General features: G+C 46.0%; 19 protein-coding genes and 1 other annotated feature. Of the genes, 11 read left to right on the top strand and 8 right to left on the bottom strand.

Features of this window, described 5'->3' with window-relative positions:
- The 5 genes from VN447_RS04615 (at position 1) to VN447_RS04635 (ending at position 6837) form a co-directional block, all read left to right on the top strand.
- A complete protein-coding gene (locus VN447_RS04615; RefSeq protein WP_325523285.1) occupies positions 1-414 on the top strand; it encodes a GNAT family N-acetyltransferase in 414 nt (137 codons plus the stop codon).
- 96 nt (positions 415-510) lie between these two features.
- On the top strand, positions 511-1101 hold the full coding sequence (locus VN447_RS04620; RefSeq protein WP_325523287.1) for an HD domain-containing protein: 591 nt from the start codon (positions 511-513) through the stop codon (positions 1099-1101).
- A 126-nt stretch (positions 1102-1227) separates the two neighbouring features.
- Complete coding sequence (locus VN447_RS04625) at positions 1228-2460, top strand: pyridoxal phosphate-dependent aminotransferase (protein ID WP_325523289.1); 1233 nt, start codon at positions 1228-1230, stop codon at positions 2458-2460.
- Between the two features lie 432 nt (positions 2461-2892).
- Entirely contained in the window at positions 2893-4617 is a 1725-nt protein-coding gene (locus tag VN447_RS04630) for a HAMP domain-containing methyl-accepting chemotaxis protein (RefSeq protein WP_325523291.1), read from the top strand.
- A 306-nt stretch (positions 4618-4923) separates the two neighbouring features.
- A complete protein-coding gene (locus VN447_RS04635; protein ID WP_325523293.1) occupies positions 4924-6837 on the top strand; it encodes a [Fe-Fe] hydrogenase large subunit C-terminal domain-containing protein in 1914 nt (637 codons plus the stop codon).
- Positions 6838-6898: 61 nt separating this feature from the next.
- Here the strand turns inward: VN447_RS04635 and VN447_RS04640 are convergent, their stop codons facing one another.
- The 3 genes from VN447_RS04640 to VN447_RS04650 all read right to left on the bottom strand — a co-directional run bounded on the left by VN447_RS04640 (position 6899) and on the right by VN447_RS04650 (position 12601).
- Positions 6899-8752, bottom strand: coding sequence for a PAS domain S-box protein (locus VN447_RS04640; protein WP_325523295.1), 1854 nt, complete (start codon positions 8750-8752; stop codon positions 6899-6901).
- A 196-nt stretch (positions 8753-8948) separates the two neighbouring features.
- Entirely contained in the window at positions 8949-9827 is an 879-nt protein-coding gene (locus tag VN447_RS04645; RefSeq protein WP_325523298.1) for an SDR family oxidoreductase, read from the bottom strand.
- 362 nt (positions 9828-10189) lie between these two features.
- The gene (locus VN447_RS04650; protein ID WP_325523300.1) at positions 10190-12601 is read right to left on the bottom strand and encodes an HD domain-containing phosphohydrolase; all 2412 of its coding nucleotides are present in this window, start codon (positions 12599-12601) and stop codon (positions 10190-10192) included.
- A 166-nt stretch (positions 12602-12767) separates the two neighbouring features.
- Here VN447_RS04650 and VN447_RS04655 point away from each other — a divergent pair, with 166 nt between their 5' ends.
- Both VN447_RS04655 and VN447_RS04660 read left to right on the top strand, forming a co-directional pair.
- Positions 12768-14072: a uracil-xanthine permease family protein gene (locus VN447_RS04655; RefSeq protein WP_325523302.1), complete on the top strand. Its 1305-nt coding sequence runs from the start codon at positions 12768-12770 to the stop codon at positions 14070-14072.
- Positions 14056-15015, top strand: a complete 960-nt coding sequence (locus VN447_RS04660) for a P1 family peptidase (protein WP_325523304.1) — start codon at positions 14056-14058, stop codon at positions 15013-15015. Before VN447_RS04655 ends, VN447_RS04660 begins: the two co-directional genes overlap by 17 nt.
- A 63-nt stretch (positions 15016-15078) precedes the next feature.
- Here the strand turns inward: VN447_RS04660 and VN447_RS04665 are convergent, their stop codons facing one another.
- From VN447_RS04665 to VN447_RS04685, 5 genes are all read right to left on the bottom strand, one after another.
- A complete protein-coding gene (locus VN447_RS04665) occupies positions 15079-16245 on the bottom strand; it encodes an aminotransferase class I/II-fold pyridoxal phosphate-dependent enzyme (protein ID WP_325523306.1) in 1167 nt (388 codons plus the stop codon).
- Positions 16242-16721 carry an Lrp/AsnC family transcriptional regulator gene (locus VN447_RS04670; RefSeq protein ID WP_325523308.1) on the bottom strand — a complete coding sequence of 160 codons (480 nt, stop codon included), beginning with the start codon at positions 16719-16721 and terminating at the stop codon, positions 16242-16244. Before VN447_RS04670 ends, VN447_RS04665 begins: the two co-directional genes overlap by 4 nt.
- A 51-nt stretch (positions 16722-16772) precedes the next feature.
- Positions 16773-16981: a binding site (T-box leader), on the bottom strand.
- Positions 16982-17343: 362 nt separating this feature from the next.
- Positions 17344-18315 (bottom strand): NrtA/SsuA/CpmA family ABC transporter substrate-binding protein, encoded by a 972-nt coding sequence (locus tag VN447_RS04675; RefSeq protein ID WP_325523310.1) that lies wholly within the window; start codon positions 18313-18315, stop codon positions 17344-17346.
- Positions 18316-18354: 39 nt separating this feature from the next.
- Positions 18355-19077 carry an ABC transporter ATP-binding protein gene (locus VN447_RS04680; RefSeq protein ID WP_325523312.1) on the bottom strand — a complete coding sequence of 241 codons (723 nt, stop codon included), beginning with the start codon at positions 19075-19077 and terminating at the stop codon, positions 18355-18357.
- A complete protein-coding gene (locus tag VN447_RS04685) occupies positions 19074-19829 on the bottom strand; it encodes an ABC transporter permease (protein WP_325523314.1) in 756 nt (251 codons plus the stop codon). Before VN447_RS04685 ends, VN447_RS04680 begins: the two co-directional genes overlap by 4 nt.
- A 278-nt stretch (positions 19830-20107) precedes the next feature.
- Here VN447_RS04685 and VN447_RS04690 point away from each other — a divergent pair, with 278 nt between their 5' ends.
- From VN447_RS04690 to VN447_RS04705, 4 genes are all read left to right on the top strand, one after another.
- Positions 20108-21640, top strand: a complete 1533-nt coding sequence (locus VN447_RS04690; RefSeq protein WP_325523316.1) for an ATP-binding protein — start codon at positions 20108-20110, stop codon at positions 21638-21640.
- On the top strand, positions 21637-23208 hold the full coding sequence (locus VN447_RS04695; RefSeq protein WP_325523318.1) for a DUF3369 domain-containing protein: 1572 nt from the start codon (positions 21637-21639) through the stop codon (positions 23206-23208). The genes VN447_RS04690 and VN447_RS04695 overlap by 4 nt, the downstream gene beginning before the upstream one ends.
- Positions 23209-23325: 117 nt before the next feature.
- Complete coding sequence (locus VN447_RS04700) at positions 23326-24696, top strand: sodium-dependent transporter (RefSeq protein WP_325523320.1); 1371 nt, start codon at positions 23326-23328, stop codon at positions 24694-24696.
- 198 nt (positions 24697-24894) lie between these two features.
- A complete protein-coding gene (locus VN447_RS04705; protein WP_325523322.1) occupies positions 24895-25623 on the top strand; it encodes an HD domain-containing protein in 729 nt (242 codons plus the stop codon).
- The last annotated feature ends 189 nt before the right edge of the window (positions 25624-25812 follow it).

Raw genomic sequence — 25812 nt, forward strand, 5'->3', positions numbered from 1 at the left:
ATGGAAATAAAAATAATCAAGCCAGAGCAAACGTGGGAGTTGCGGCAAACGGTGATGTGGCCTGATAAGGAAATTGCCTATGTAAAACTGCCAGACGACCCAATGGGAACCCATTATGGTCTTTTTGAAGATGGCCAGCTTATCTCGGTTGTATCTGCATTTGCCAACAAGCAAGAAATTCAGTTTCGTAAATTTGCTACAGTAAGCAATAAGCAGGGTCAGGGGTATGGTACTAAATTACTCCGGTTTATCATTGCAGCCGCTAAGGCCGGCGGAGCGAAAGCCATCTGGTGTAATGCCAGAAAAGACAAAGCGGCTTTTTACCGGAAATTTGGGTTTGAGGAAAGGCCAATACAATTTAAGCGGGACGACATCGCCTATGTTGTAATGAGTAAAGACCTGACCAGTGAATAAGACACTATACCCTGAAAAACCAGTATACCATTATATAGCAAAAAAGTACAGTAGGAACTAAAGAAATTTGTCGATATACAAGAGAGGTGTGATGGTATGACTACACAGAGATTACAGCAGCAGATTGCGTTTATTATCGAAGTGGATAAAATTAAACAGATTTACCGGAAAAACTTTGTTATCGGCGGAGAGAGGCATGAGACAGATGCCGAGCATTCCTGGCATTTGGCGATTATGGCGATCCTGCTTGCCGAGCACATCGACTATCCGCTTGATATACTAAAGGTTATCAAGATGGTGCTTATTCATGATATTGTTGAAATTGATGCCGGGGACACCTACTGTTTTGATCAGATAGGCGGACTGGATAAAGCGGTACGGGAACAAGCGGCAGCTAATCGATTGTTTGGACTATTGCCTGAGGACCAGGCGCAGGAATTGCGCAGCCTGTGGGACGAGTTTGAACAGCGAGGCAGCCTTGAGGCCAAATTTGCCGACGCACTTGACAGACTGCAGCCCCTGTTATTGCACTATAATACTGAGGGCAAGTCATGGCAGCTTAACGGCATAACCAGTGGCAAGGTGATTGAGCGTAACCAACGGACCAGAGAGATATCTGACAAGCTAGGGCAGCTTGTTGATGACATTATTGAGGATTCGATAAGCAAAGGCTACCTAAAAAAATAGTGGGTTTGAGGTATTGGATTTCAGATAGGCTATTGCCAGGTATAGGGAATTAAAGTATTATGTATACAAAAAGCAAATTACGGCAGGTTTGTATATAGCTGCTGTATTCATTCAGGGGGGAGAGATATGCTTAGCTTTGCTGCGTCGCACGCCAAGGGGAAAAGTGCTGCTGATAAGATATTTGATACTGTCATGGCAGCCAACAAGGCTGGTGCCAAGTATGGCAAGGACAAGGTGGTTAATGCTGCGCCGGGAACCTTTTTACAGGATGACGGGCAGATTGGTTTTTTGCCAACGGTCGAAAAAATTTACCGCAGCCTGCCGCCGGGTGAAATTGTAAGTTATGCGCCCATTGCCGGTATTCCTGACTATTTGGATGCTGCTATGACCGCTGCTTTCCGGGAATACAGACCTGAAGCCTACGCCAAAGCGGTAGCCACTGTTGGCGGCACTGGCGCACTGCATAATATTGTTAATAATTATTCAGAGATTGGCGATACCGTGTTAACCACTGAATGGTGCTGGGGACCGTACCGGTCGATCTGTGAGGACCTTCAGCGTAAATTTGCCACTTTTGCTATGTTTGATGAAGCTGGCTTGTTCAATATACAAGGACTTACGGCCAAAATAGATGAAATCCTTGCAAAGCAGGAACGGCTTGTTCTTATCTTAAATACGCCGGCTCATAATCCTACCGGCTATAGTTTGTCGGAAGCCGACTGGAATACTATACTGGCCAAGCTCAAGGAGTATACCGGGCGTGGCCGACGGCAATTTATACTGGTCATTGATATCGCCTATATTGACTATGCCGGTCAAGACAGTCGGCAGTTCCTGAAAAAACTGTCGGCGCTGCCGGAAAACATTCTGGCCGTCTTAACCTTCAGTATGTCAAAAGGCTATACGCTTTACGGTCAGCGGGCAGGCGCTATGATTGGCGTCTCACGCTTCCGGGAGGTTATCGAGGAATTCGATAATATTAACCAATATTCGTGCCGGGCTACCTGGTCTAACGTTAACAGAGCCGCCATGCGGACACTGGCCACTATTTATCAGGAGTCCGGTTTGGTTCAACAGGTCGACAGTGAGCGTCAGCAGTATGTACTTAAGATAAATGAACGGGCAGGCATTTTTACAGCCGAGGCCCAAGCGGCCGGACTGGAAATGTATCCATACAAAGCCGGCTTCTTCTTAACAATCCCATGCATTGATCCTGGGCGAAGCTGCCGGAAGCTGGAAGAAGAGTTGATTTTTGCTGTGGCACTGGGTAAAGGGATTCGCCTCTCGGTGTGCGCCATCCCTACCCCCCAAATCCCTGGTTTAGCTGGCAAAGTGGCTGCCGCGATTTGTGAAATATAGATACCAATAAAATGTAAATTAAAGCCAGAACCTAGTGTATTCCAGGTTCTGGCTTTATTTGGGAATTAAGTCCTACAGGACTATGGTAGTATTTGGAGAAAAGAGTATTAATCTATCAACTTTAGGTTCAAGCTACCAATCGCAGTACTTATAATATATGTGCCCAATTTTGAAAATTAAACAGGTGATGGCGGAGTCTAGCGGCGGCCGCTTACTTTGAAACTACTTCAGCCTAGTTGCCACTTGGCTAAGTCGCCCTTTTTTGAAATTAGTGTACGTTTTTGCACACAATGTGTACAAATTTGTCGATTGAATAGCTGATTAGATAGAGCCAGGGCGAAAAAAATGCCACAATCACAAGATGTAAGTAGTGGCATAGTTATTGCATATGACTGATGTGCATCCGCAGCTAAAATTGTTATGGAGGTCATTATGAAACTTAGAATTGGAACCAAAATTGGCTTGGGATTCGGTATTGTTATGGTGCTTATTGCCGTGAATGTTTTCTTTGCCGTATCTGCGCTGTCAGGCATAGCCAGTAATGCTGAAATTGTCGAATCAGCAAATGAGCGACTCGCGCTCGGTAATAATATTGCGTATCAGTATCAGAAGGCTGTTGTTACAATCCGCACATATGTTGCCTTCGGCGATCCTAAGGGTGCAGACCGGGTGGAAGCTGAGCTTAAAGAAGCAATTCGTCTAGAAAATGAACTTCTAAAGATAGCCCGGCCGGATAAAAAAACTGACGTCGAGCAAATGATTGCAAGTTCCCAAAAATACAGTAATATTATTCTCAATGACTATATGCCTGTAGCCAGGGCATACCATAAGGAAATTGCCGCAGGCAACTATGTACAGGCGCAGGAGCACAAGGCAAAACTAAACGAAATTGCCAAGGTAGTTGTGCCATTGTCTGTAGAAGTGGATAAAACCCTGAAAACTGTTGCTGATGACAATGCGAAAATAGTAGCAGATAATCTGCATCATACCGCAATTTCAGCCCAGAATACCAGAACAATATCAATGATCGTTGGGGCCGCTGCCTTGATACTGGGGGGGATTTTAAGTATAGTCTTAACACTAATGGTCAAAAAACCGGTTGTACAATTGGCAAGCGTTACCGAAAAGTATGCTCAGGGTGATCTTAGAGCTGTCGCTGACATTACCTCAAGCGACGAGTTGGGGGATCTTGCGAATTCACTGCGTACGATGAGAGAAAACCTAACGGCTATTGTGACAAATATCGCACGTTCATCAGAACAAGTTGCCGCTGCATCTGAAGAATTGACAGCCAGCGCCCAGGAGTCAGCGCATGCCGCAACACAAGTTGCTTGTGTTATTACCGATATTGCGCAAGGTACCGAGAATCAGGTCCGGGCAACGAACGAAACAACACTGGCTGTTGAGCAGATGGCTGCTGGTATCAAACAGATTGCGGTAAGTGCTGTAGGCGTAGCCGGAATGGCAGATAAAGCAGCCGAAGCCGCGAGTGGTGGTGGTAAATCAGTTGCTACCGCTGTCGCTCAAATGGATAATATTGAAAAAACGGTAAATGAGTCCGCGGGGGTAGTTACGAAACTAGGCGAGCGGTCAAAAGAGATTGGACAAATCGTTGACACTATTTCCGGGCTTGCAGGTCAGACTAATTTGCTGGCCCTTAATGCTGCAATTGAAGCGGCGCGCGCTGGTGAGCAGGGGCGTGGTTTTGCCGTCGTTGCCGAAGAGGTCCGTAAGCTGGCTGAGCAATCGCAAACCGCCGCCAAACAAATTGCAGATCTTATTTCGGAAATTCAGGGAGATACAGATAAGGCCGTCTACTCCATGAGCGAAGGAACACGTGAAGTAAGAGCAGGAACCCAGATTGTTAACGCTACAGGCGAAAGCTTTAAAGAGATCATAGGTTTGATTACTGAAGTATCATCTCAAGTCAGGGAGATTTCCGCGGCAATTCAGCAGATGGCTGCCGGCAGTACACAGATTGTTAGTTCAGTCAAGGATATTGAAGGGATCTGTAAGGAAACGGCTGGGCAAACCCAAACGGTTTCGGCGGCAACCCAAGAGCAATCAGCATCTATGCAAGAGATTGCGGCTTCTAGCCACAGTCTTGCCAAGCTTGCTGAGGAACTGCAAGGGGCGATCAGTAGGTTTAAGCTCTAAGCAATCAGTCATGAGAAAGTCATTGCACGAATTGGACAATGTCAGGTTACATGAGTTACAAAATAACAACGCGCCTAATGGCGCGTTGTTTATTTTGCGTTGATATAATGCTATTAAGTACATCCTATATTGTTGCCCTGTAAGACAGATCTACGCGACAGTTCAAGGTACGCAGCGGATTAGCCAAATTATGTAATATGAGACCATATCTAGCAGGAAATTGACAAAATATAGCGAATATTATTGACTATGTGATAAAATGAACTTATATATACTGTTGAATAAACTACGTATTGGGGGAGCGGCATGTCAGAGATCCTAATGACTTGTGAAGAAAAATGTGCCGGTTGTAACAAATGTATTGCCAAATGTCCGGTTAATGCCAACATTGCATATGCTGTCGGAGAGCTAAATAAGGTAAAGGTTGACCAAGTCAAATGCATCCATTGTGGTGAATGTATCGATGTGTGTGATCATCAGGCCAGAGACTTCGCAGATGATACCGAAAGGTTTTTTAATGATCTTAAGCAAGGAGTAAAGATCTCGGTAGTAGCTGCCCCAGCAGTACGGTTCAACTTTGAATACATGAAGTTGTTTGGCTACCTAAAGTCGGCCGGGGTGAACGTAATTTATGATGTGTCATTTGGTGCAGATATTACTACATGGGCTTATTTAAAGGCGATCAAAGAATATGGGCTTGATTCTATCATTGCTCAGCCATGTCCGGCAATTGTCAATTATGTTGAGAAGTATAAACCAGAATTAATTCCGAGGCTTGCCCCTATTCATAGTCCTATGATGTGTACCGCTGTGTATCTCAAAAAATATGCCGGACTCAAAGATAAGCTTGCCTTTCTGTCGCCCTGTATTGGCAAGATCGATGAGATAAATGAAACAACTACTCAGGGATTAATCGATTATAATGTGACCTACGCAAAATTGGGAGAATACCTCGCGCGAAACAATATTGTTTTGTCGCAGTATCAAGACGCAGATTTTGACGGCGACAACTGTGGGATAGGCCTTACCTTCAGCCGCCCTGGCGGATTACGGGAGAACGTCGAACACCATACTAAGGGGAGCAACGTCTGGATTCGGCAGGTCGAAGGGCCGCAGCACGCCTACCACTATCTTGAGGAATATGCCGCAAGGATGACGGCCGGAAAGAAGCTGCCATTGCTAGTCGACATCCTAAATTGCACATATGGTTGCAACAAAGGTACAGGCACAACCAAGGATATTTCCATTGATGATATTGACTATTTGATGAACGGGTTGAAAGCCGATAAGGTTGCAGAGCAGAGCAAAAACAGGTTTTATAAAAAAGTTTACGCGTTATTTGCAAGGTTTGATAAAGAGCTCAAGCTAAGCGATTTTTCCCGTAAGTATCAGGATGAGTCTGGCACTGTCAAAGTGCAGGAATTTTCTAAGACAATGCTTACGCAGGTATTTACCGATCTTCATAAAACGACTGAGGAATCCCAGAACATAAACTGTTACGCCTGCGGCTTTGGCAACTGCCGGAATTTTGCCCAAGCTGTAGTTAATGGGTTTAACCATCTGCAGAACTGTATTGACTATAATCGTCACGAATTAGCCTTAGAACACCGGGCTACGATAGGGAAAACCCAGGAGATAGAAGAGATGATGGCCGAAGTGAATACATTAAGTGAGGAGCGGGCTGTGGCTGCTAACCAGCTTGAAGAACGGGTCAGAGATATAACAGGTGCTATTCAGGAGGTATCTCTCGGCAGCGGCGAAAACGCTAAAAGCATTGAAACGATTAATCTGGAAGTGCTGTCCTTACTGCAAACTGCTAATGAGCTCCGGGACAGTGTACGCCAAGTAGAGGTTAAGCTGAAAGACTTTACCCATGCCTCAGACGAAATAGTCGGCATCGCCGGTCAAACTAACTTACTATCACTTAATGCCACCATCGAAGCTGCCCGTGCCGGTGAGCATGGTAAAGGATTTGCGGTGGTTGCGAACGAAGTCCGCAGTTTAGCCGATAAGTCCAAGGATATTGTATCTTCTACTAAGGCCAGTGAAGCGGCTATTGCAAAGCAAATTGAGGCCATCCTTGATATATCGAATGTTCTTGAAACAAAGATGGACGCAGTAAGTTCAGAAATAACCAGTATTTCAGCAACTATCGAAGAAGTAACGGCAAAGTGCCAGGAGATAGCTGCAACTGCTGATAGTCTGGTGAATAAACGATAATTAGTTGACAAAGGCTGAACCTCTTAGATTGAGGTTCAGCCTTTATTAACTAATCAACTAATTATTGTACTTTAAAACGGACATAAATGGCAGTACCTGCAGGACTTGTATCAAGAGAAATGACTGCGTTATGACGTGCGGCAATACTGTAACAAATCGCCAGGCCGAGACCGGTTCCGAAATCTTTAGTCGTGAAGAAAGGGGTACCAATCTTTTCTAGTAATTCTTCTTGAATTCCTGGGCCTTGATCCCGGACTACCAGGAATACCTCGCCATTATCCAGATAGGTTTTAATCGTGAGGGTAGTTCCAGGCTGCATGGCCTCGAGCCCGTTACGTGTGAGGTTTAATAGTAGCTGGCGAATTTCTTTGGCATCGATTAATAAGTCGGGAGTATCTGTTAATACAAGATGAAGATTCTTGCCGGCGATGGCTGCATCGGCTAGGATTAACGGAGCCAGTGCTTTAACAATGGCTGTAAGGTTATGGGGCTCTAGATGCACAGCCTTGTTTTTGGCTAGGGAGAGATATTCTGTAATAATCGAGTTGGCTCTGTCTAGTTCTTCAATCATCAAGGTGAAGTGCTCTTTAAAACAGTTGGATTCTGGTTTATTGCTGAGAATTTGCAAAAAACCCCGTACCGTGGTCATCGGATTGCGTAATTCATGTGCGATACCGGCGGCCATCTCGCCGACTATATTTAGTCTGTCAAGGCGGACCAGCTCGCTTTGGAGTTGCTTGAGTTCAGTGACATCACGGACTATAAACAATACTTCGTTACCTGTTGCCCAGACTACCCTGGCTTCAAAAGTAAACAGGCTTTCGTTTAGCGTAAGCTGATAATCGAAAAACTGGGTTTCGCCGGTTGCGAGGGCGCGGTCAACATAATACATTACTTTTTTGCTTGTCTCAGCCGGTAATACTTCACTAACTGTTTTTCCTATGAAGTTTTCAGGTGATGTATATGGTAGTGTTCCTGTGGCAGCCTGGTAATCCAAAAATACACCTGACTTGTTAATCAGAAATAACAGGTCGGGAAAGGCAGCTAAGATGCGTTGTTTACGTTCTTCGCTCAGCCGTAACGCCTGTTCAGTTTCATTTAAGGTAGTTATGTCGCGGATGCTGCACAGTACGTACTCAACTGAACCATCAAGCGCATATTCGGGGGCTAAGTGAGCCTGATAGTAGTATTTACGTCCTTGAACTCCAGAAAATTGTCCCTCGAAAAGCGACTTTTTCCCGGTTTTAAACACGCGGCAGGTATGCGAACGCCAGAGATCACAGAATTGGTTGTCAAAGCCCATTTCAGCCTGTGTTCGCCCGATGAAATCTGCTGCCGGCATGCCTGTTATGACTTCAATTACTGGGTTAATATACATGTGGCGTAGATTCTTATCAAAGCGGGCAATTACATCCGGGGAGTTTTCCGCAAGTGTTTCAAACTCCTGCTTTTGCTGCCATAATGCTTCTTGTGTTTGTTTTAATTCAGTTATATCTACACACCAGACTAAAAGATAGTTTTTGCTTGCTTGGGTTACGCATTCGCCTGAAAACAGCGTAATACGTATTTCGTCCGGCCTTTTACGGATTCTAACCTCAGCGTTACGTACTTTATATTGCCGATTTATACTATCAATTACTGCATTCCGCTCAGCAAGACGTTCCCAGAGGTTTAACTCCAGGTCAGTAAATCCGATAATTTCCTGCCGTGAATATCCTATGAAGGCAGCAAAACTGTCGTTGACGTCAAGGATGCGCCCTTCGGGAAAAGTTGCAACAGCCATAGGAATTGGGCTTGCAGTAAAGGCTGTCGAGACGCGAAGGTTAGACTGGTGCAATTCGACTAAAGCCTGCATTTCTTGGCGCATTGCCGCTAATTCATCAAGGAGACAACTATTTGGAATATCATTACTCATTTTTCATACCTCACATTGCAGCACTTTTGCTGGAACGTATTGGATAATTCGCCCAAATATTGAAAAAACCTCCATAAAAATACGATATACCAAGAAAAAGTTAACGACAATGTTCGCATACCCTGTTATATATAATGAAAAAAAGCCGCCTATATATAGAGGCAGCCTGATTTACTAGGTACAATATGAGCATTAATTAGCTATTTATCACTGTGCCCCCATTTACATGGAGTACCTGTCCAGTTATATAAGCAGCATCGTCGGAAGCGAGAAAAACATAGCAGGGAGCCACCTCGAACGGCTGACCGGCACGTTGCATGGGCGTATTTTGGCCAAATTGGGATACATGCTGAGCACTAAAAGAGGCAGGAATAAGCGGAGTCCAAATAGGGCCGGGGGCAACGGCGTTGACACGAATGCCTTGGCTGACCAAAAGCTGAGATAATGAGCGGGTCAACGTTACCACAGCACCTTTTGTGGTTGAATAATCTAGCAGCTGGACATGGCCCTCATAGGCAGTTATCGAAGCCGTATTAATAATAGTACTGCCATTTTTCAGATGCGGCAGGGCAGCTTTGGCTGTATAAAAATAGGAAAATAGGTTTGTTCGAAAGATTCGATCCAGCTTATCGGGGGTGATGTCCGCAAGCCCATTTCGGACATGCTGCTCGGCGGCGTTGTTGACCAAGATGTCAAGTCGCTTGAATTCGTCAATTGTTTTTGCTACTGCTGTCTGGCAGACGGTTTCGTCACCGACATCGCCTGTGATAAGAAGGCAGCGGCGTCCGAATTTTTCTACCTGACGTTTGGTTTCTTCAGCATCGTTATGCTCGTTTAAGTAAACAATAGCCACATCGGCCCCTTCTTGGGCGTAGGCATACGCCACCGCCCGGCCGATGCCGCTGTCGCCGCCGGTGATAAGGGCTGTTTTACCTGTGAGTTTATTGGCTGATTTATAGTTTGGGTCAATGGCAATTGGATGGGGCTTCATATCTGATTCTATTCCAGGCTGGGTTTCTTGGTGTTGGGCTGGAAAACCTAGTGCCTGGGTAATTAACACACTTTCCAGACTCATGGTGTAACTGGCACTCCTCTCATGGTGATCTACCTGCTTAATATACCCAGCCAAGGTATTTGCTACACTGTAAATAAACTGACCGCGGCCCGGACAGGGCTGCGGTCGGTTTGTTAAGTATGGATGTGGTTAACAGCTTGATGAATCGTTATCAAAACTGAAAAATAAAAGAATGATAATAATTATTATTATAATTGAATGGTTACCTCTGCCAAACCCACAGCTCATTGAGTAATCCCCCTCTTAATCTATTACGCTTATGCAGCGCTGATTTGTTGCATTGTATGCGGGAGGGGCGATTTTGGTTAAAAAATAATAGAGCCTGGCAACGGCAGATGGCTGTTGCCAGGCTCTAGTCTCTTTTAAATTCCCGAATAATAACTGATAGATGTCAAAAATACATCGACAAGGCGGGGGTCAAATTGGCGGCCGCTATACTTAATAATCTCAGTGATGGCTTGTTCGTGGGTGAGCGCTTTACGGTACGGCCGATTGTTGGTCATTGCGTCATAAGCATCCGCTATCGCGATAATCCGGCATTCCAGAGGGATTTCTTCTCCTTGCAGCCCTTGTGGGTAGCCATTTCCATCCCACCATTCATGGTGGGCGAGGATATAAAGGGCAATGTGTGATAACTCTGGTACTGACAAAGCAATCCGGTGACCAATCTCACAGTGGCGTTTCATGTCAGTAAATTCCTGTGGGGTGAGCGGGCCTTGCTTAAATAAGATACTGTCAGGAATGCCAACTTTGCCAATATCATGAAAATGGGCAATGAGACGCAGCTGGGCCAGTTCACGGTCAGTCATGCCAAGCGCAAAGCCTAATTCTGACGCAATATCCTGCATCCTGTCGGCATGACCTTCTGTAATATAATCTCTTGCTTCAAGCGCTTTTAACAAACCTTGCACAATAGAACTGCGGACACTGTAGCCGCGATGCAGTTTTTCCCGGTACATCGAATCGTCGGCGCGTTTTAAGAGAGAGGCAATTGTATCAGTAGGTGATTGCCTTATTGCGTAACCTGTAGAGATGCTCAGTGGATGTTGCGGATTACCCTGATTATATGTGGCAACAGCTGCTTTAAGGCGTAAACAGATAGTTTCGGGACAGTTTTTGTCGGTGCATTGGGCAGCAATGGCAAATTCATCGCCGCCGACCCTGGCAACCAGACTGCCAGCGGGCGACACCGCCTTAAGCGCCTGGGCGGCAGCCACCAGCACAGCGTCACCGGCAGCATGGCCCATGCTGTCGTTAATTAGTTTAAGACCGTCAACATCACAGGCAAGCAGGCAATAGGTGAGGCCGGCAGTATCCCACGCCGTTAACTCTTCTTCAAATTTGGCCCGGTTATACAAGCCTGTAATATAATCATGGGTACTGATATATCTTAGTTCGTTTTCAATCCGCATTCGCCTAACAAGCTCTTTTTGCGAGGCGGTATAAAGTCTGGCGTTATCTAAAGCAATTGAGGCCAGTTCAGCAAACCGGCTAAGCAGTTCTTTTTCATGATGACTTAGGCTTGGTTCAGTATCCATTGTTGTCAGACCAATTACGCCGATAACTCCCGCTGCAGACAGCAGTGGAATGCCCAAAGCAGATTTTATCCGGTCAGCAGCGAAAGAATTAGACCGGTTTGGCCATTCCTGATAATTAGTTACCAGTACCGGGTGGCCAGTATGCCATACCGTTCCGGAAATACCCTCATTAGGCCGGAACGTTCTACCAACTTGTTTTTCATATATGCCGCAGCCAATCGTTATTTCAGGAAAACCGGTAACAGGATTTAGTAGGCTAATATAAGCATTAGCTGTCTTGGACAGAGAACAAGCTTTTTGCACGATTGTTTCAAGCAGTTCATTAATGTTGAGACGGTGAATCAAAGCCAGGGTTGTTTCATGCAGTAACTGAAGATAGGCGTTTTGCAGCCTCAGCTTCTCTTCAGTCTTTTTCTGTTCGGTTATATCCCGCCATATTGTCACAATACATTCTTCGCCATCAATGCAGATCACTTCGGCTGATAGGGATTCTATACGTAGTTCCCCGGACTTCATACGGGCAAGGGCTTCATAACAATATATCACCCGGTCAGTTGTAAGTATTTTAATAAACTCGTTTCTTTCAGCCGGGTTTACCCAAAGTTGGAGATCCTTCACCGATTTGCCAATCGCTTCCTCCCGTGTATAGCCGGTGAATTTTGTAAATGCGTCATTCACATCCAGAAAAGTTCCATCAGACAAACGGGTGATACCAATCATGTCGGCAGTATGGCGAAAGGCAGTATCAAGCTTTTGTTGAGAAAGCCTGGAAGCTTCCTCAGCCTTTTTTCTGTCAGTTACGTCCCGGCTGCACAGCATATATCCGGTCACTGAGCCATCCGGACAACAAATTGAATGTCCAGTAGTGAAGACCCAGATATAATGGCCATCATGATGTTTTACGCGATATTCGGCACCCCAGCTAATTCCGCAAGCCTTGAGACGGTTAAAGGCTTCATAAGTAAGCAGCAGGTCATCCGGGTGAATAAAATCAAACATTGAATTACCAAGTATTTCTTGGGTATTATAACCTAGATTGACTTGGTAAGATGGACTAACATATTCGATGACGCCGTCGTTGTTAATTTGATGAACCATATCAAGAGAACAGGCAATGACTTTTTTCTGCAGCGCGTTTTCTTTTTTTAGTAAAGCAATTTCGGCGCGTAGATTGGCAATGCTCTTTAGTTGAAGTAAACGAGTACGTCTGGTAGTAGCTTTACTTCTGCGGTTCAAGGTAAAACCACCTTAAAATTAATATTATTCTACATATTTCGACAATATATAGAAAAATCCTCCAATCATTACTATGAGTTTGAAAATGCTGCTACTCCTGGAGGAAATAGCCTGCCGCATAAAGAAGCTAAAGATAATAAAGCAATGGAGAGAGGATTGGAAACACTTGGAGTTTAAGTACCAGCTTGATGAGCGCCCACCATTTGCCGAAACGGTGCTTTTTGCCTTGCAGTGGTTTTTGGTGGTTGTTCCTTTTATTATCATTCTCGGCACAATCGCGGCAGGCATTCATTACCCGGATTCGCCTGTTTTACAGCTAAAGTATCTGCAGAAGGTCTTTTTAGCAACAGGAGTAACATTGCTTGTTCAAGTTCTAGGGGGGCATCGTCTGCCAATTATTGTTGGGCCAGCGGCGGTGCTCTTAAGTGGCCTGGTGGCAAATCAGGGTGATGCGACTAGCGGCGCAGCTTATTTCTCTGTGGCTGTGTGTGGATTACTAATTACTGTCTTGAGCAGTTTAGGGCTGCTCAGCCGAATTAGTGTCCTTTTTACACCCCGTGTTGTTGGCATAGTATTGTTGTTAATTGCCTTTACCATCTTACCTACTATTTTAAATCTAATACTTGACGGAGTGAGTAATCCTTTTGGGCAGCTGATGTTTGCCATTGCGATGATCATGGCGTTGATGGCTGGTCAGCGATTTTTACCTGACGCACTAAAGTCAACAATCGTGATTTGGGCGCTGATCCTGGGCAGTCTGGCTTATTATGGCTTAATTGCCGGCGCTTTGCCGCGTTCACAGATTGTATCACAGGCTGCTGCTGATGGGGGACTTATGGCTGTAACCTTAAGTTTTGATCCTGTTGTTGTTATTTCGTTCTTATTTTGCTTTTTTGCACTGACGGCCAATGATCTGGGGTCGATTCAGAGTACAGCCAATCTGCTTGGTGTCAGGGATGTCGAAAAACGCACCAATGCGGGCTTGATTGTGACCGGGTTGGGCAATATACTTGCCGGTTGTCTGGGCGTTATCGGCCCTGTTAATTACTCTCTCAGCAGTGGGGTTATTATTGCCTCAGGCTGTGCATCACGCTTTCCGGTTGGGACTGCGGCGCTTGGCATGATACTGCTCGCGTTTACGCCAGGCATCATCAGTATATTTTCGTATATACCGGCTGTGGTGACTGGCAGTTTGCTCTTTTACACTATGTGTTCCCAGGTAGCCGGCGGGCTGATGATGCTAGGCAAGTCCTTCGAGGCGTCAGGAATGGAGACCGGTCTGCTTATGGGCTTTTCGCTCATGTTGGGCACCTTGGTGGCCTTTTTGCCAAGTCAGGTGGTAGCGGACATTCCGCCGTTAATCAGGCCGCTGTTAACCAACGGCTTTGTTGTTGGTGTGACGGCAGCATTGATTCTTGAGCATTTGGTGTATGGAAAGGGTGGTGGCAGCAACTATGCCAAGACTGACTGATATTTCCGGAATCAAGATCGGACATGCACAAGACTTCATGGCAGCCACCGGCTGTACGGTAATCATTTGTCAGGATGGGGCCGTGGCCGGTGTTGATGTGCGTGGCGGCGCGCCTGGTACGCGTGAGACTGATTTGCTTAATCCGGTGAATTATGTAGACAAAGCGCATGCGGTTTTGTTGGCTGGCGGCAGCGCCTTCGGCCTGGACGCAGCCGCCGGTGTTATGCAGTACCTGGAGGAACAGGGCGCCGGTTTTGATGTCGGTGTAACCAAAGTGCCGATTGTGGCCGGGGCGGTACTGTTTGACTTAAACTGTGGCGATCACCGGGTAAGGCCGGATAAAGCCATGGGGTATGCTGCCTGTCTGGCGGCCGGTAGTCAGGAACTGGCTGAAGGGTCGGTGGGCGCTGGTACCGGGGCAACTGTGGGCAAGGTGTTCGGTGTTCAGCATGCCATGAAAGGTGGGATAGGCACATGTTGTCTGGCCTCCGGCCCACTACTGGTAGGCGCGGTTGTTGCCGTCAACTGCCTTGGCGATGTGGTCAACCCGGCTGATGGCAGTATTTTGGCCGGCGCTTTCAAGTTAAATCCCTTTGCTTTTTTAAACTGTGAAGAAGGGATGATTTCACAGCACAATAAACAGGGGAGCAGATTTTCCGGTAATACGACTATTGGTGCGGTAGTCACCAACGCTGTTTTAACCAAAGGCCAGGCCAATAAGGTGGCGTCTATGGCCCATAACGGCTATGCCCGGACCATCCGCCCGGCCCACACCCTCTTTGATGGTGATACGATCTTTGCCCTGGCTACTGGGGAAATATCAGCAGATGTAAATGCAGTTGGCATACTGGCAGCGCGGGCTGTTGAGCAGGCGGTAATTCGGGCCGTAAGCCAGGCTGCGCCATTAGCTGGATTTAAGTGCTGTAACGATTTCGTTGGGTAAGCTGCCCCTAAAGTTATATCCAAAAAAAGAAAATGAGATTGCCGAGCAATCTCATTTTCTTTTTTAGCGTCGTTGCTTAACAAACCGTCCGATTCGCTCCAGGGCTTCTGAGAGGTTGCTGATGGAAGAGGCGTAGGAGCAGCGGATAAAGCCTTCACCGCTTTCGCCGAAGGCGTCACCGGGAACTACAGCTACCTTTTCAGCCTTCAGAAGCTCTTCCGCAAACTGCATGGATGTCAGGCCGGTTTCTTTAATAGAAGGGAAGATGTAGAAGGCACCTTTGGGTTCAAAGCAGGTTACGCCAATACTCTGTAGACCTTCCAGCATCAACTGGCGGCGACAGTTATACTCGGCCACCATTTTTCCCATCTTATCTTTACCGTGCCGGAGTGCTTCGATAGCGCCCAACTGGGCTGTGATGGGGGCGCATAGCATGGTGTATTGGTGGATTTTATTCATGGCGGCAATAAAGTCCGGATTGGACAGCGCGTAGCCGATACGCCAGCCTGTCATGGCATAGGCTTTGGAAAAGCCGTTTAAGAGAATGGTGCGGTCGCGCATATCAGGCAAACTGGCAAAACAGGTATGGGTTCCATGGTAAGTTAAGTCAGCATATATTTCATCAGAGATGACGATAAGATCATATTTCTTGGCAAACTGGGCAATGGCCTCCAGTTCTTTTTTCGGCATAATGGCGCCAGTCGGGTTGTTGGGATAGCCGATTAAGAGCGCCTTGGTGCGAGGTGTTACCAGCTTTTCCAATTGCTCTACCGTGACGCGGAATTCATGCTCAATGGCTGTCGGTACCGGTACAGGCATGCCGCCTGCCAGCATTACGCAGGCTTTGTATGATACATAACAGGGCTCAGGAATCAGTACCTCGTCTCCAGGACTTAGAATGGCTCGTATTGCCAAATCAAGTGCTTCACTGACACCAACAGTGACTAAGGCTTCCTTGCGGGGGTCATAGGCCACGTTGTAGTTGTTGTAAATAGTACGGGCAATCTCTTCTCTGAGCTCTAAGAGGCCGTAATTTGAGGTGTAGGTTGTATAGCCTTTGTGCAAGCCGTGAACACAACTTTCACGGATATGCCAGGGGGTCACAAAATCGGGTTCACCAACACCTAGCGAAATGACGCCTTTCATTTCAGCGGCAATGTCAAAGAATCGCCTGATGCCTGAGGGTGGCACAGCTTTAACGGCAGGGGATATGCGATCAGCCCAGCTCATGGCGACACCACCAGCCGGTGATCGTCCTCGCGGTCTTCAATGATGACTCCGGCATATTTGTACCGTTTTAACATAAAATGGGTTGTTGTGCTAATAACACCGTCAATCGTTGATAGCTTTGTGGCGACAAATTGTGACACTTCTTTGAGTGTTTGGCCTTCAACCATGACGCTCAGATCATAAGCACCTGACATCAGATACAGGCTGACAACCTCGGGAAAGCGGCAAATGCGTTCAGCGATAGCGTCAAAGCCCACTTCTCGCTGGGGCGTAATTCTAACGTCAATAACGGCTGTTACCCTGTCTTCGCCAACTTGTTCCCAATTAATAATGGGCTGGTATTTGACAATGACTTTCTCAGCTTCAAGTCGCTTAATTTGGGAGGCGACCTCCTCTTTCGAGGTTTGGAGCAGGGCGGCAAGATGTTCAATGGGTTGGGTACAATCTTTTTCTAATAATTCAAGTAGTTCTTTCATGAGTATATCCTCCCTAAATTTGTAATAAAAAATAAAAAATCCCGTCCTTAGAAAAAGGACGAGATATTAGTTCCCGCGGTACCACCTAGATTAGCCGAAAAGGCTCGCTCTGACCTGTTAACGCTAGGCAACGGTAGCACTTACTAATTTCAGTCTACAGCTCAAGGGTGGCTTTCCCAAACTATCTTCCGCCGGTTTTCACCCTAGCCGGCTCTCTGGGGGTAAGATCGTTTTGGTACTGTCCCTGTCATCGCATTACTCATGTTAATTTGTAAACATAGTATCATAAAAAATAGTTCAAAACAAGTCATATTAGTCAGTTTTTTTATTCACTACTTAATTAGAATAGTATACTTGCTGGGAGTAAGTTCCTGTATAATGTAATAGGGACGAGCTTACACCTCGTCCCTAAAACTGAATAAGGAGGTGATTTTCATGCGCTTGAAAACGAAATGGTTTGAGCTAACCGTTTCAAGCGGTTTTCTTTGGATGATTTACCAGATCATCCGGGAACTATGGAGATAACCTCCCTATTCCTACAAACGCCCTTGTTCGCGCAGGGGCGTTTGTTATTCAGCCTATTTACAGTATAACCTATTTAGTATTTTTTCAAAAGAAAATTTTAAATTTCTTTGCTCATATCCTTGATTAACTTCTGTATCGCTACCTTTTGTGTCAGTAAGCCGTTTTGCAGTAAAAACTCCTGGGTCTTTTCCAAATCTTTTATATCGTTGTCAGTTATAGCCGGGTTAAAGTCATACCAACTGTACATTTTCTTGACATCTTCTACCGAGATGCCTGTCTCATCCGTAGCCATGCGGTATACCTCGTCCGGATTTTCTTTCATAAATGTTAAGCTTTGCTGGTGTACCTTCATATAGCGCTTAACAACCCCTAAGTTTTCTTGCAGAAACTTGCCTTCTACGGCGATTACAATGGTAGCATCAAGGAAGCCCTCACCGGTGGCGATGATTCGACCGCTGGCTTCCACGGCTTTAGGTACTGCCGGGCCGGCAACAAGTGCAGCATCGGCATCGCCGGACATCATGGCTGTAACGCCTTGAGGGATGCCCATGTTAACAAATTTTACAGCATCACCAGGCAGATTCTGCTGTTTCAGCGAGGCTAAGAGAAGCTGATGAAGAATGGTTCCCTTAGGACCGGCCACTGTTTTGCCTTTGAGGTCAGCCACTGTTATGATGTCCGGGTTTTTAGCCATAATGACAAAAGCTTTGGGGGCACGGCTATACATCCCAATGATCTTAATATCAAGGCCGTTGGCAGCAGCTAAAATGGCTGAGGTACCACCCAGGGCATTGCAAAAGTTCAATGAACCGGAAGCCAAAGCAGCTGTCATTTTTGGTCCTTCGGTTATCTCAGGGAAAGAAACGGTGATATTGTCTTTGGAAAATTCTTTTTCAAAAAGTTCGAGTTTTTTCTCGACAATAGATGGTACATTGAGTGGCAGTTTGACATAGGAAATATTGATGGTGTCCAGTTTTTTTACTGTTGGCTGACTCGGTTGGCTTGTGCCGCAGCCGGTGATTGTCAACACAAAGAGACTTATTAGAACCAGTACAATACCTTTTTTCATAGGTCACGCTCCTTTTAGATCCGTAGTTGCTCTCGCCTGTTACTCTAGCATGATGGCTTGCAGCACTTGGGTTCTGATATCGTAAAACTCCTTGGAAGCTGTGATACGGGGATAGGCGAGTGGTACCGGGATGTTCTCAAGAATGCGCCCGTTGCCCATGACAATTACCTGCTGGCCCAAGAGTACCGCTTCGTCGACATCATGAGTAACAAACAGAATTGTTTTCTTGGACAGTAAAAATATATTAATAAGTTCTTTCTGGAGGCTGGCTCTGGTAAACGCATCTAATGCGCCTAAAGGCTCATCCATTAAAATGATATCAGGGTTGTAGCAGAGGGCACGGCCCAGAGCCGTCCGTTGCGCCATACCGCCGGATATTTGGACAGGGTAAGCCTTGCTGAAGTCTTCCAGATGCAGCATTTTTAAATAATGCGCTACTGTCTGCTGTACGCGATCACGATCTTGTTCATTTAGTAGGGCAAAGGCCATATTCTTTTCTACTGTTAGCCATGGCATAAGCCGTGGCTCTTGAAAGACCAGTCCGATTTTGGCATTTGCGGGGTTAAATACCATTGTACCGCAACTAGTGGGCTCCAGGCCTGCGATAAGCCGGAGCAGTGTTGTTTTGCCACAGCCGCTGCGTCCGACAATGGTGACAAACCTACCGGTTTCAATAGTCAGGTTAATGTCAGCCACCGCGGATACCTGTTTGGTTTCGAGGGTATAGGTTTTGCCTATACCACTCAGCGTTAAAGCGATCACGAATCTGCCGTCCTTTTTACCCAGGGCATGCCATATTGGGTTATTTTCAAAAACAGATAATCAATAATGTAGCCGATGGTGCCAATGGTAAGAATACCGATGATAACAATGTCTGAGCGGGAGATCTGTTCGGCGTCCAAAATCATATAGCCGATACCGGCTGACGCCGCAACAAGTTCGGCACCGATGAGCGCCCGCCAACTGTACCCTAGCCCCAGGCGCATACCGATAATGATAAAGGGCAAAGTGGCAGGCAAAATGATTTTGAGGAATTTTTCGCAGGCGCTCAAGCCAAAAGCGTCACCTACCTCCAGCAGCTTTTGATCACAGTGACGAATACCGTTTATCGTATTTAAAAATATCGGGAAGAACGCGGCAAGGATAATTACAGCAAGTTTTGATGCTTCGCCGATACCAAACCACAGAATCAACAAAGGAATGCAGGCCAAGGGCGGGATATGCCGGACAAATTCGAGCGGTGGATTAATGAAAGGTTCAAACTGCCGGTTTATACCAAGCAGAACGGCTAGCGGGAAAGCAAGCAGAAAGGAAAAGAGAAATCCGGAGATGACTCGATAAAAACTGACGGAAAGGTGTTTTAAGAGTACACCTTTATCCAACAGGGTGAGTACTGTGGCAAATACTTGCTCAGGCGGCGGCATAATATAGAAACTGACAAGCTTAAGTCTGGAGACCACAAGCCAAAGCAGCATAATGATAGTTGGAATCAGGAGACCTTTGATGAAGTTCATGGTGCAAGTAGCTCCTTTTTGGCTGTTAGTAATGCTCCACTAATGGCGCTTGACTTGTGCTTAACCTAATCGCATGCCTGTAAATCTTTATTTATACCTATATATTGGATAATTTCGACAGAGTTGCATAGATATTCCTGCAAATAATCAGGTTATCTTACAATTGAGGACCTGATTTTATTTGAATAGGCAGCAGGATTATACAGAATTTTACTAGAATAAAATCCATTTGAATAACTGATGATTATTTTTACCGAGTCAGGAAGGAGGCGGCATTGGTGGGGCTTAGCAACTTAGAAGGAGCCATACTGGTTTTGTTTTTTTTTGCTATCGCTGTGGCTATGCCGCTTTCTAGTTTTCTTATTAGCAAACAAAACAGTAGTGTGTTTTTTGCTATCAGTTGGCTGGCTTTTTGCGCCGGTATACATTTATTCGCACAACTGGAAATAAAGAGTGTTTTCATTGATGCAGCACTCTTTTGGAACAATGTCGCTTTGCTTGCCTCTTATTTAATACCTGCGGCGCTTTATGGTTTGTTAGAACAGAGTGTAAGTCAGAGGGGCCATAGCTGGCTGGCTCGTTTTGCCAGGCTGCATGTTATATATGCAGTAGGCGCATTATTAGGCGTATCGGCTAACATATTTGCCGCTACTGCGGCTGACGTTGTTTTTGTCGGTATAACAACTGTCACAGGATTAGGTGCTGTTAGTGTTGTTATTTACAAGGCGGTTCAAGGAAATCCAGCCGCAAGACTCATTGCCGCCGGACTTGGCCTAATTGTCGTTTTGATAGGCACTTCGCTGCTCTTTAAGGGGGCAGGCGTAGTTTGGTCTGTGCTGTACATTTCACATTGGGGGCTTGTCATAATCATACTGACATTTTCGTTGTTGCTGCGACTGCAATTATTTGAAGAGAATGTGAGTAGCCGAAAGGTTCTGGCAAGGACTTGGCGAACCTTAAGTAGTCCAGGAAGCGATCTCAGCTTTAGTGGCAGAGAGCCTCCGGGGGTTCAGACACAGAAGGCTGTCCCCACGGAAGAACCAGTGCAGGCAGTAGCCGGCACTCCCTGTCAGTCAGAGGGCGTAACTGTCACAGCAGACAAAATTGCCCGTTTTGCCCATGAGATAAACTCGCCGCTCGGGACAGGCATAATGGCAGCCTCTTATCTTGGTCAGGAAGTGGAAACATTAGCTCAGTTATTTAAACAAGGGGCTGTAAAGAAGTCAGATCTTGAAAAACATCTTAACCTGTACAGCGAATCAGCCGATAGTATACTTGCCAACCTTCAAAATGCCGCAGAGATGGTTAACGATTTCCGGAAGTCAGTAGCCGGACCAGAGCAACGGCGGGTTTTTAGTGTGAAAGCACAGGTTAAACAGGTGCTGTTGGCGCTCAAACCCCGGCTTACACAGGCTGGTCACAAAATACAGCTGATTTGCGGTGCTGATTTTAGCATAAACGGTTTTCCCGGTCTCTTGACCCAGATCATTACCAATCTGGTGCTGAACTCACTGATTCATGCCTATGACCAGGGTGAGCAGGGGAATATCGTTCTAAATCTAATAAAAGAAGATCAGGTGGCGGTTCTTGAGTATTCAGATGATGGGAAAGGGTTGAGCGAGAGTACACTTGCGCATATTTTTGACCCCTATTTTACAACTAACCGGGAGCACGGCAGCACTGGACTTGGGCTTAGTATCGTTAAAGAGATCATTACGACAAAGTTTGGTGGTACTATTGAGTGCCGCAGCACTGAGGGTAAGGGCGTCATTTTTATAATAAGGCTTCCAATAGGAGAGTTGAGACAATGAGTAATGAAGCAGACAAGCTAATTTTTGGTATTGAAGACAATGACAGCCTATTTGCGTTTGCCCCTGAACACGAAGCAGACGGCAGTGCTAAATGGAAAATCATTATCGTGGACGACGACAGAGGGATTCACCAGCTTACCAGAAAGATCCTAAGGGAGTTTACGTTTGAGGACAAGCCTTTACAATTTTTAAGCGCTTATTCACCGGCAGAAGCCAGGGAGATGGTGAGGCGTAATCCTGATGTGGCTGTAATTCTGCTGGATGTTATGATGGACGGTGATAAGGCCGGTCTGGAAGTAGCAAGGTTTATCCGGGAAGAACTGAATAACCGCTTGGTTCGGATTATTTTGAGAACCGGTCAGCCGCAGGAAGCACCAGAGGAAACTGTGATCCGTGACTATGATATTAACGATTATAAAGAAAAAACCGAGCTTACCGCCCGAAAATTAACAACGACCATAATTGCCTCCCTCAGATCTTATCGAGATATCGTCAACCTGGATAACAATAAAAAAGGCCTGGAAAGAACATTGGAATCTGCGGCTGCTTTACTGGAGGCCCAGTCGCTAAAGCGCTTGGCGGCCTGTATACTGACTCAGTTGCTGTCTATTTTGAGTATTAACGTCAACCACAGAGCAGAAGTTATTTCCGGTTTAGTGGCAGTCAAAGAGGCTAACGGCGAATTTTATATATTAGATGGTACCGAAAAATACTGTGGTATTGTGGGTTGTCCGGCCCGGCAAATAGCTGCCGGCGATCTTGATGAGGTCATTGACAAAGCACGCCAGAGCAAAAAAGGGGTCCATTTTGATAACTGCTTTATTCAGTACTTTCACAGCAAAAATCAACATGAGAGCTTCATCTATTTAGAAGGCTTAAACAGCTTATCCGATTGGGAAAAAAATCTGATCAACATTTTTGGGATGACAGTCGCGGCTACTTTTGATAATAGCTTTCTTGCCCAAGAGATTGAAGACACACAAAAAGAGATCATTTTTACCCTGGGTGAGTTTTCTGAAGCCCGGTCTAAAGAGACCGGAAACCATGTACGGCGGGTTGCTGAATACTCCAGACTGCTTGCTTTGAAATATGGCTTACCGTCAGAAGAGGCCGAGCTTATCAAACTGGCTTCGCCCATGCATGATGTCGGTAAACTGGGTATTACTGATTCTATCCTCAACAAGCCTGGCAAATTGGCACCTGAGGAATTTGAGGTCATCAAAGCGCATGGCGTCTTAGGCTATGAGATACTGCGAAGTTCCAACCGCAAAATTATGCAGGCGGCAGCTCTTATTGCTTTACAGCATCACGAGAAATATGACGGGACAGGCTATCCGGACGGCATAAAAGGTGAAGATATCCATATTTATGGCAGAATTACCGCCATCGCCGATGTCTTCGATGCTTTAGGAAGCAATAGGGTCTATAAAGCAGCCTGGCCGCTGGATAAGATCCTCGAATACTTTGCCAGCGAGCGGGGCAGACATTTTGACCCTAACCTGGTAGACCTTTTTCTTGAAAACCTGGAGGAGTTCTTGCATATCAGAGATACCTTCAAGGACATGTAGAGAGGAATCATCGCCAGGGGATAGGATATGAGGATCCCAAGTTTTCGCATTGACAGATAGTTTTGTTTCGCAGTAAACTACAATATGGAATCATGTATACTGAGAGGAGAACTATTAATGGGGGATTCGCAGCAGAAGAGAGAGGGCTTTTCATCAGGGTTGGCTGTGTTTTTTGCCACCTTAGGCAGTGCTGTCGGTCTGGGAAATATCTGGAAGTTTCCCTATCTTACCGGGCAATTTGGTGGCGGGGCATTCTTGCTGGTCTATTTTATCTGTATCGTACTGGTCGGTCTGCCAGTCATGTTAAGTGAGTTCTATTTGGGGCGCAGTACCCGCAAAAATGCGGTTGGCGCTTTCGAAACAATTAAGCCGGGGACGGCCTGGCGCTATACCGGTGTGATGGCTGTATTAGGCGTGTATTTGATTATGTTCTTTTACAGCTGTGTTGCCGGTTGGGTCTATCTGTATCTGTTTAAAGCCATTTCCGGAGACTTCGCCGGGATTACCGCGGCGGCGGCTAAAGCCCAGTTTGGCAGTGTAGTCGTTGGACCCATGAGCCCGATTATCTGGCAGGTAATCGTGATGGCTACTGTTTCGGCTATCCTCATCATGGGGGTTAAGAAAGGGATTGAGCGCATTACTAAAACACTTATGCCGCTATTCTTTGTGTTAATTGTACTGTGTGACATTCGCGCCTTGACGCTGCCAGGGGCTGGCGCTGGAATAGACTTTTTGTTTAACGTTGATTTCAGTAAAATTACGCCTCCGGTTATTTTGACAGCGCTGGGGCTTTCGTTTTTCAAACTTTCGCTGGGTATGGGGACAATGGTTACTTATAGCAGCTATTTTACCCATGATAATAACCTGTTTGGCACAGCGGCCAAAGTGGCGATCTCCGACACTCTAGTCTCGATGTTGGCAGGCCTTGCTATTTTTCCGGCGGTGTTTTCATTTGGGATGGAACCAGGGGCTGGTCCGGGTCTGTTATTTATGACTATTCCACTCGTATTTTCGCAGATGCCGCTAGGCAGCGTGCTTTTAGTTGCTTTTTTCTTCTTAGCATCCATTGCCGCTACTACCGCGATGCTTTCGCTGGTTGAAGTGCCTGTCGCCTATTTTTCCGAGGAAAAAGGCTATGGCCGCAAAAAAGCGGTAGCTGTAAATGCGGTAATTATTTTAACCTTTGGCGTGCTGGCTGCTTTATCTGCCGACAGTTCTGCGCTTTTGGGTCAATATACTGTCTTTGGCAAAGGCTTCTTTGATCTTTTTGATTATATATCCTCTAATATTTTAATGCCGGTAGGCGGTCTGCTTGTCGCTTTATTCGTTGGTTATGTTGTTAAAAAATCTGAGCTGCGTCAGGAATTAACCAACGATGGCAAAATCGCTGCAGGCTTGTTTGATTTATTCTTCTTTATTGTCCGCTATATCACCCCAGCGCTGCTGTTTTTAGTTTTCTTGAGCTCCATTGGTGTGGTAAAATTATAAAGAGAGACTTAGCTTCAGCTGGGTTTCAACCCGGCTGAAGTTTAGTCGACCAACTTCCAGGGACCTAGTCGCTCTTAACTCCTGTGGGAGTCTTAGAGCGATTTGGTCATCGGATAAATACCGCTGGAATGCACAACGGGGACGGTTTTTGACTAGTTTTAGTCAAAAACCGTCCCCCTCTATTAGGAGGCGACTGGATTGTCTAAGATTGACTATTTATATGATTGGTTCCAGAGCTATGTCCGGGCGTATTATACTGACGACAGGTTTGTCATGGACAGGGTTCTGCTCAAAGAGGAGCACAGCAAACGGGTCGCAGCCAGTTCGGCAAGCCTTGCTGAGCACTTAGAGCTAGATACCAGGCAAAAGATACTAGCCGAGGTCATAGGTTTATTCCATGATATCTCCCGCTTCCGTCAAGTTACTGAATACCGTACTTTCGTTGATGCTGAGTCCTTTGATCATGGCGATGCCGGAGCTAAGGAATTTGCGAAAAGCGGGATACTGCATGAATTTACTGCCGCTGAGCTGGCCATGATCGGCTTTGCCATTATCAATCATAACAAAATGGTGATTCCTCCTGCCTGCCCGCAAACTGAGCTGTTCGCTAAGATCATTCGCGATGCCGACAAGCTGGATATCTTCCGAATTCTGCCGCCAATCCAGGCGGATCATGACTATTCACCCAAACTGATCAGCCAGTTAAAACCGGGGGGTGTGTTATCCTACACCGATGTTAAAACACTCGCAGACAAGCGCCTGATCAGGCTGAGCTGGTTTTACGATATCTACTTTGACTGGACGCTGGAAAAGCTGGTTGAGGAAGGCCATCTGGAACGGCAGCTGGCGGCCTTGCCTGATACTGAGGACTGTGTTGTAATCAAAGATACAATGAAAGCGTATATTGCCAAAAGGTTGTCACTATAACAAACTGCCCATCCTGTTAAAAAGGATGGGCAGTTGCTTTAGACTCATGGGGACGGTTCGAAACCACTGAAAAAGTCAAATATAAAGCGATATAGTCCCATTTTTGGTATAATATAGGTAGATATAAATGACGAAAGTTGGGGCTCTCGTATGTTTAAACTTAAGCCGAAACAATTGAGTCTATACACA

Origin of the sequence: Sporomusa sp., from assembly GCF_035561155.1 — a bacterium.
Classification (GTDB): domain Bacteria; phylum Bacillota; class Negativicutes; order Sporomusales; family Sporomusaceae; genus Sporomusa.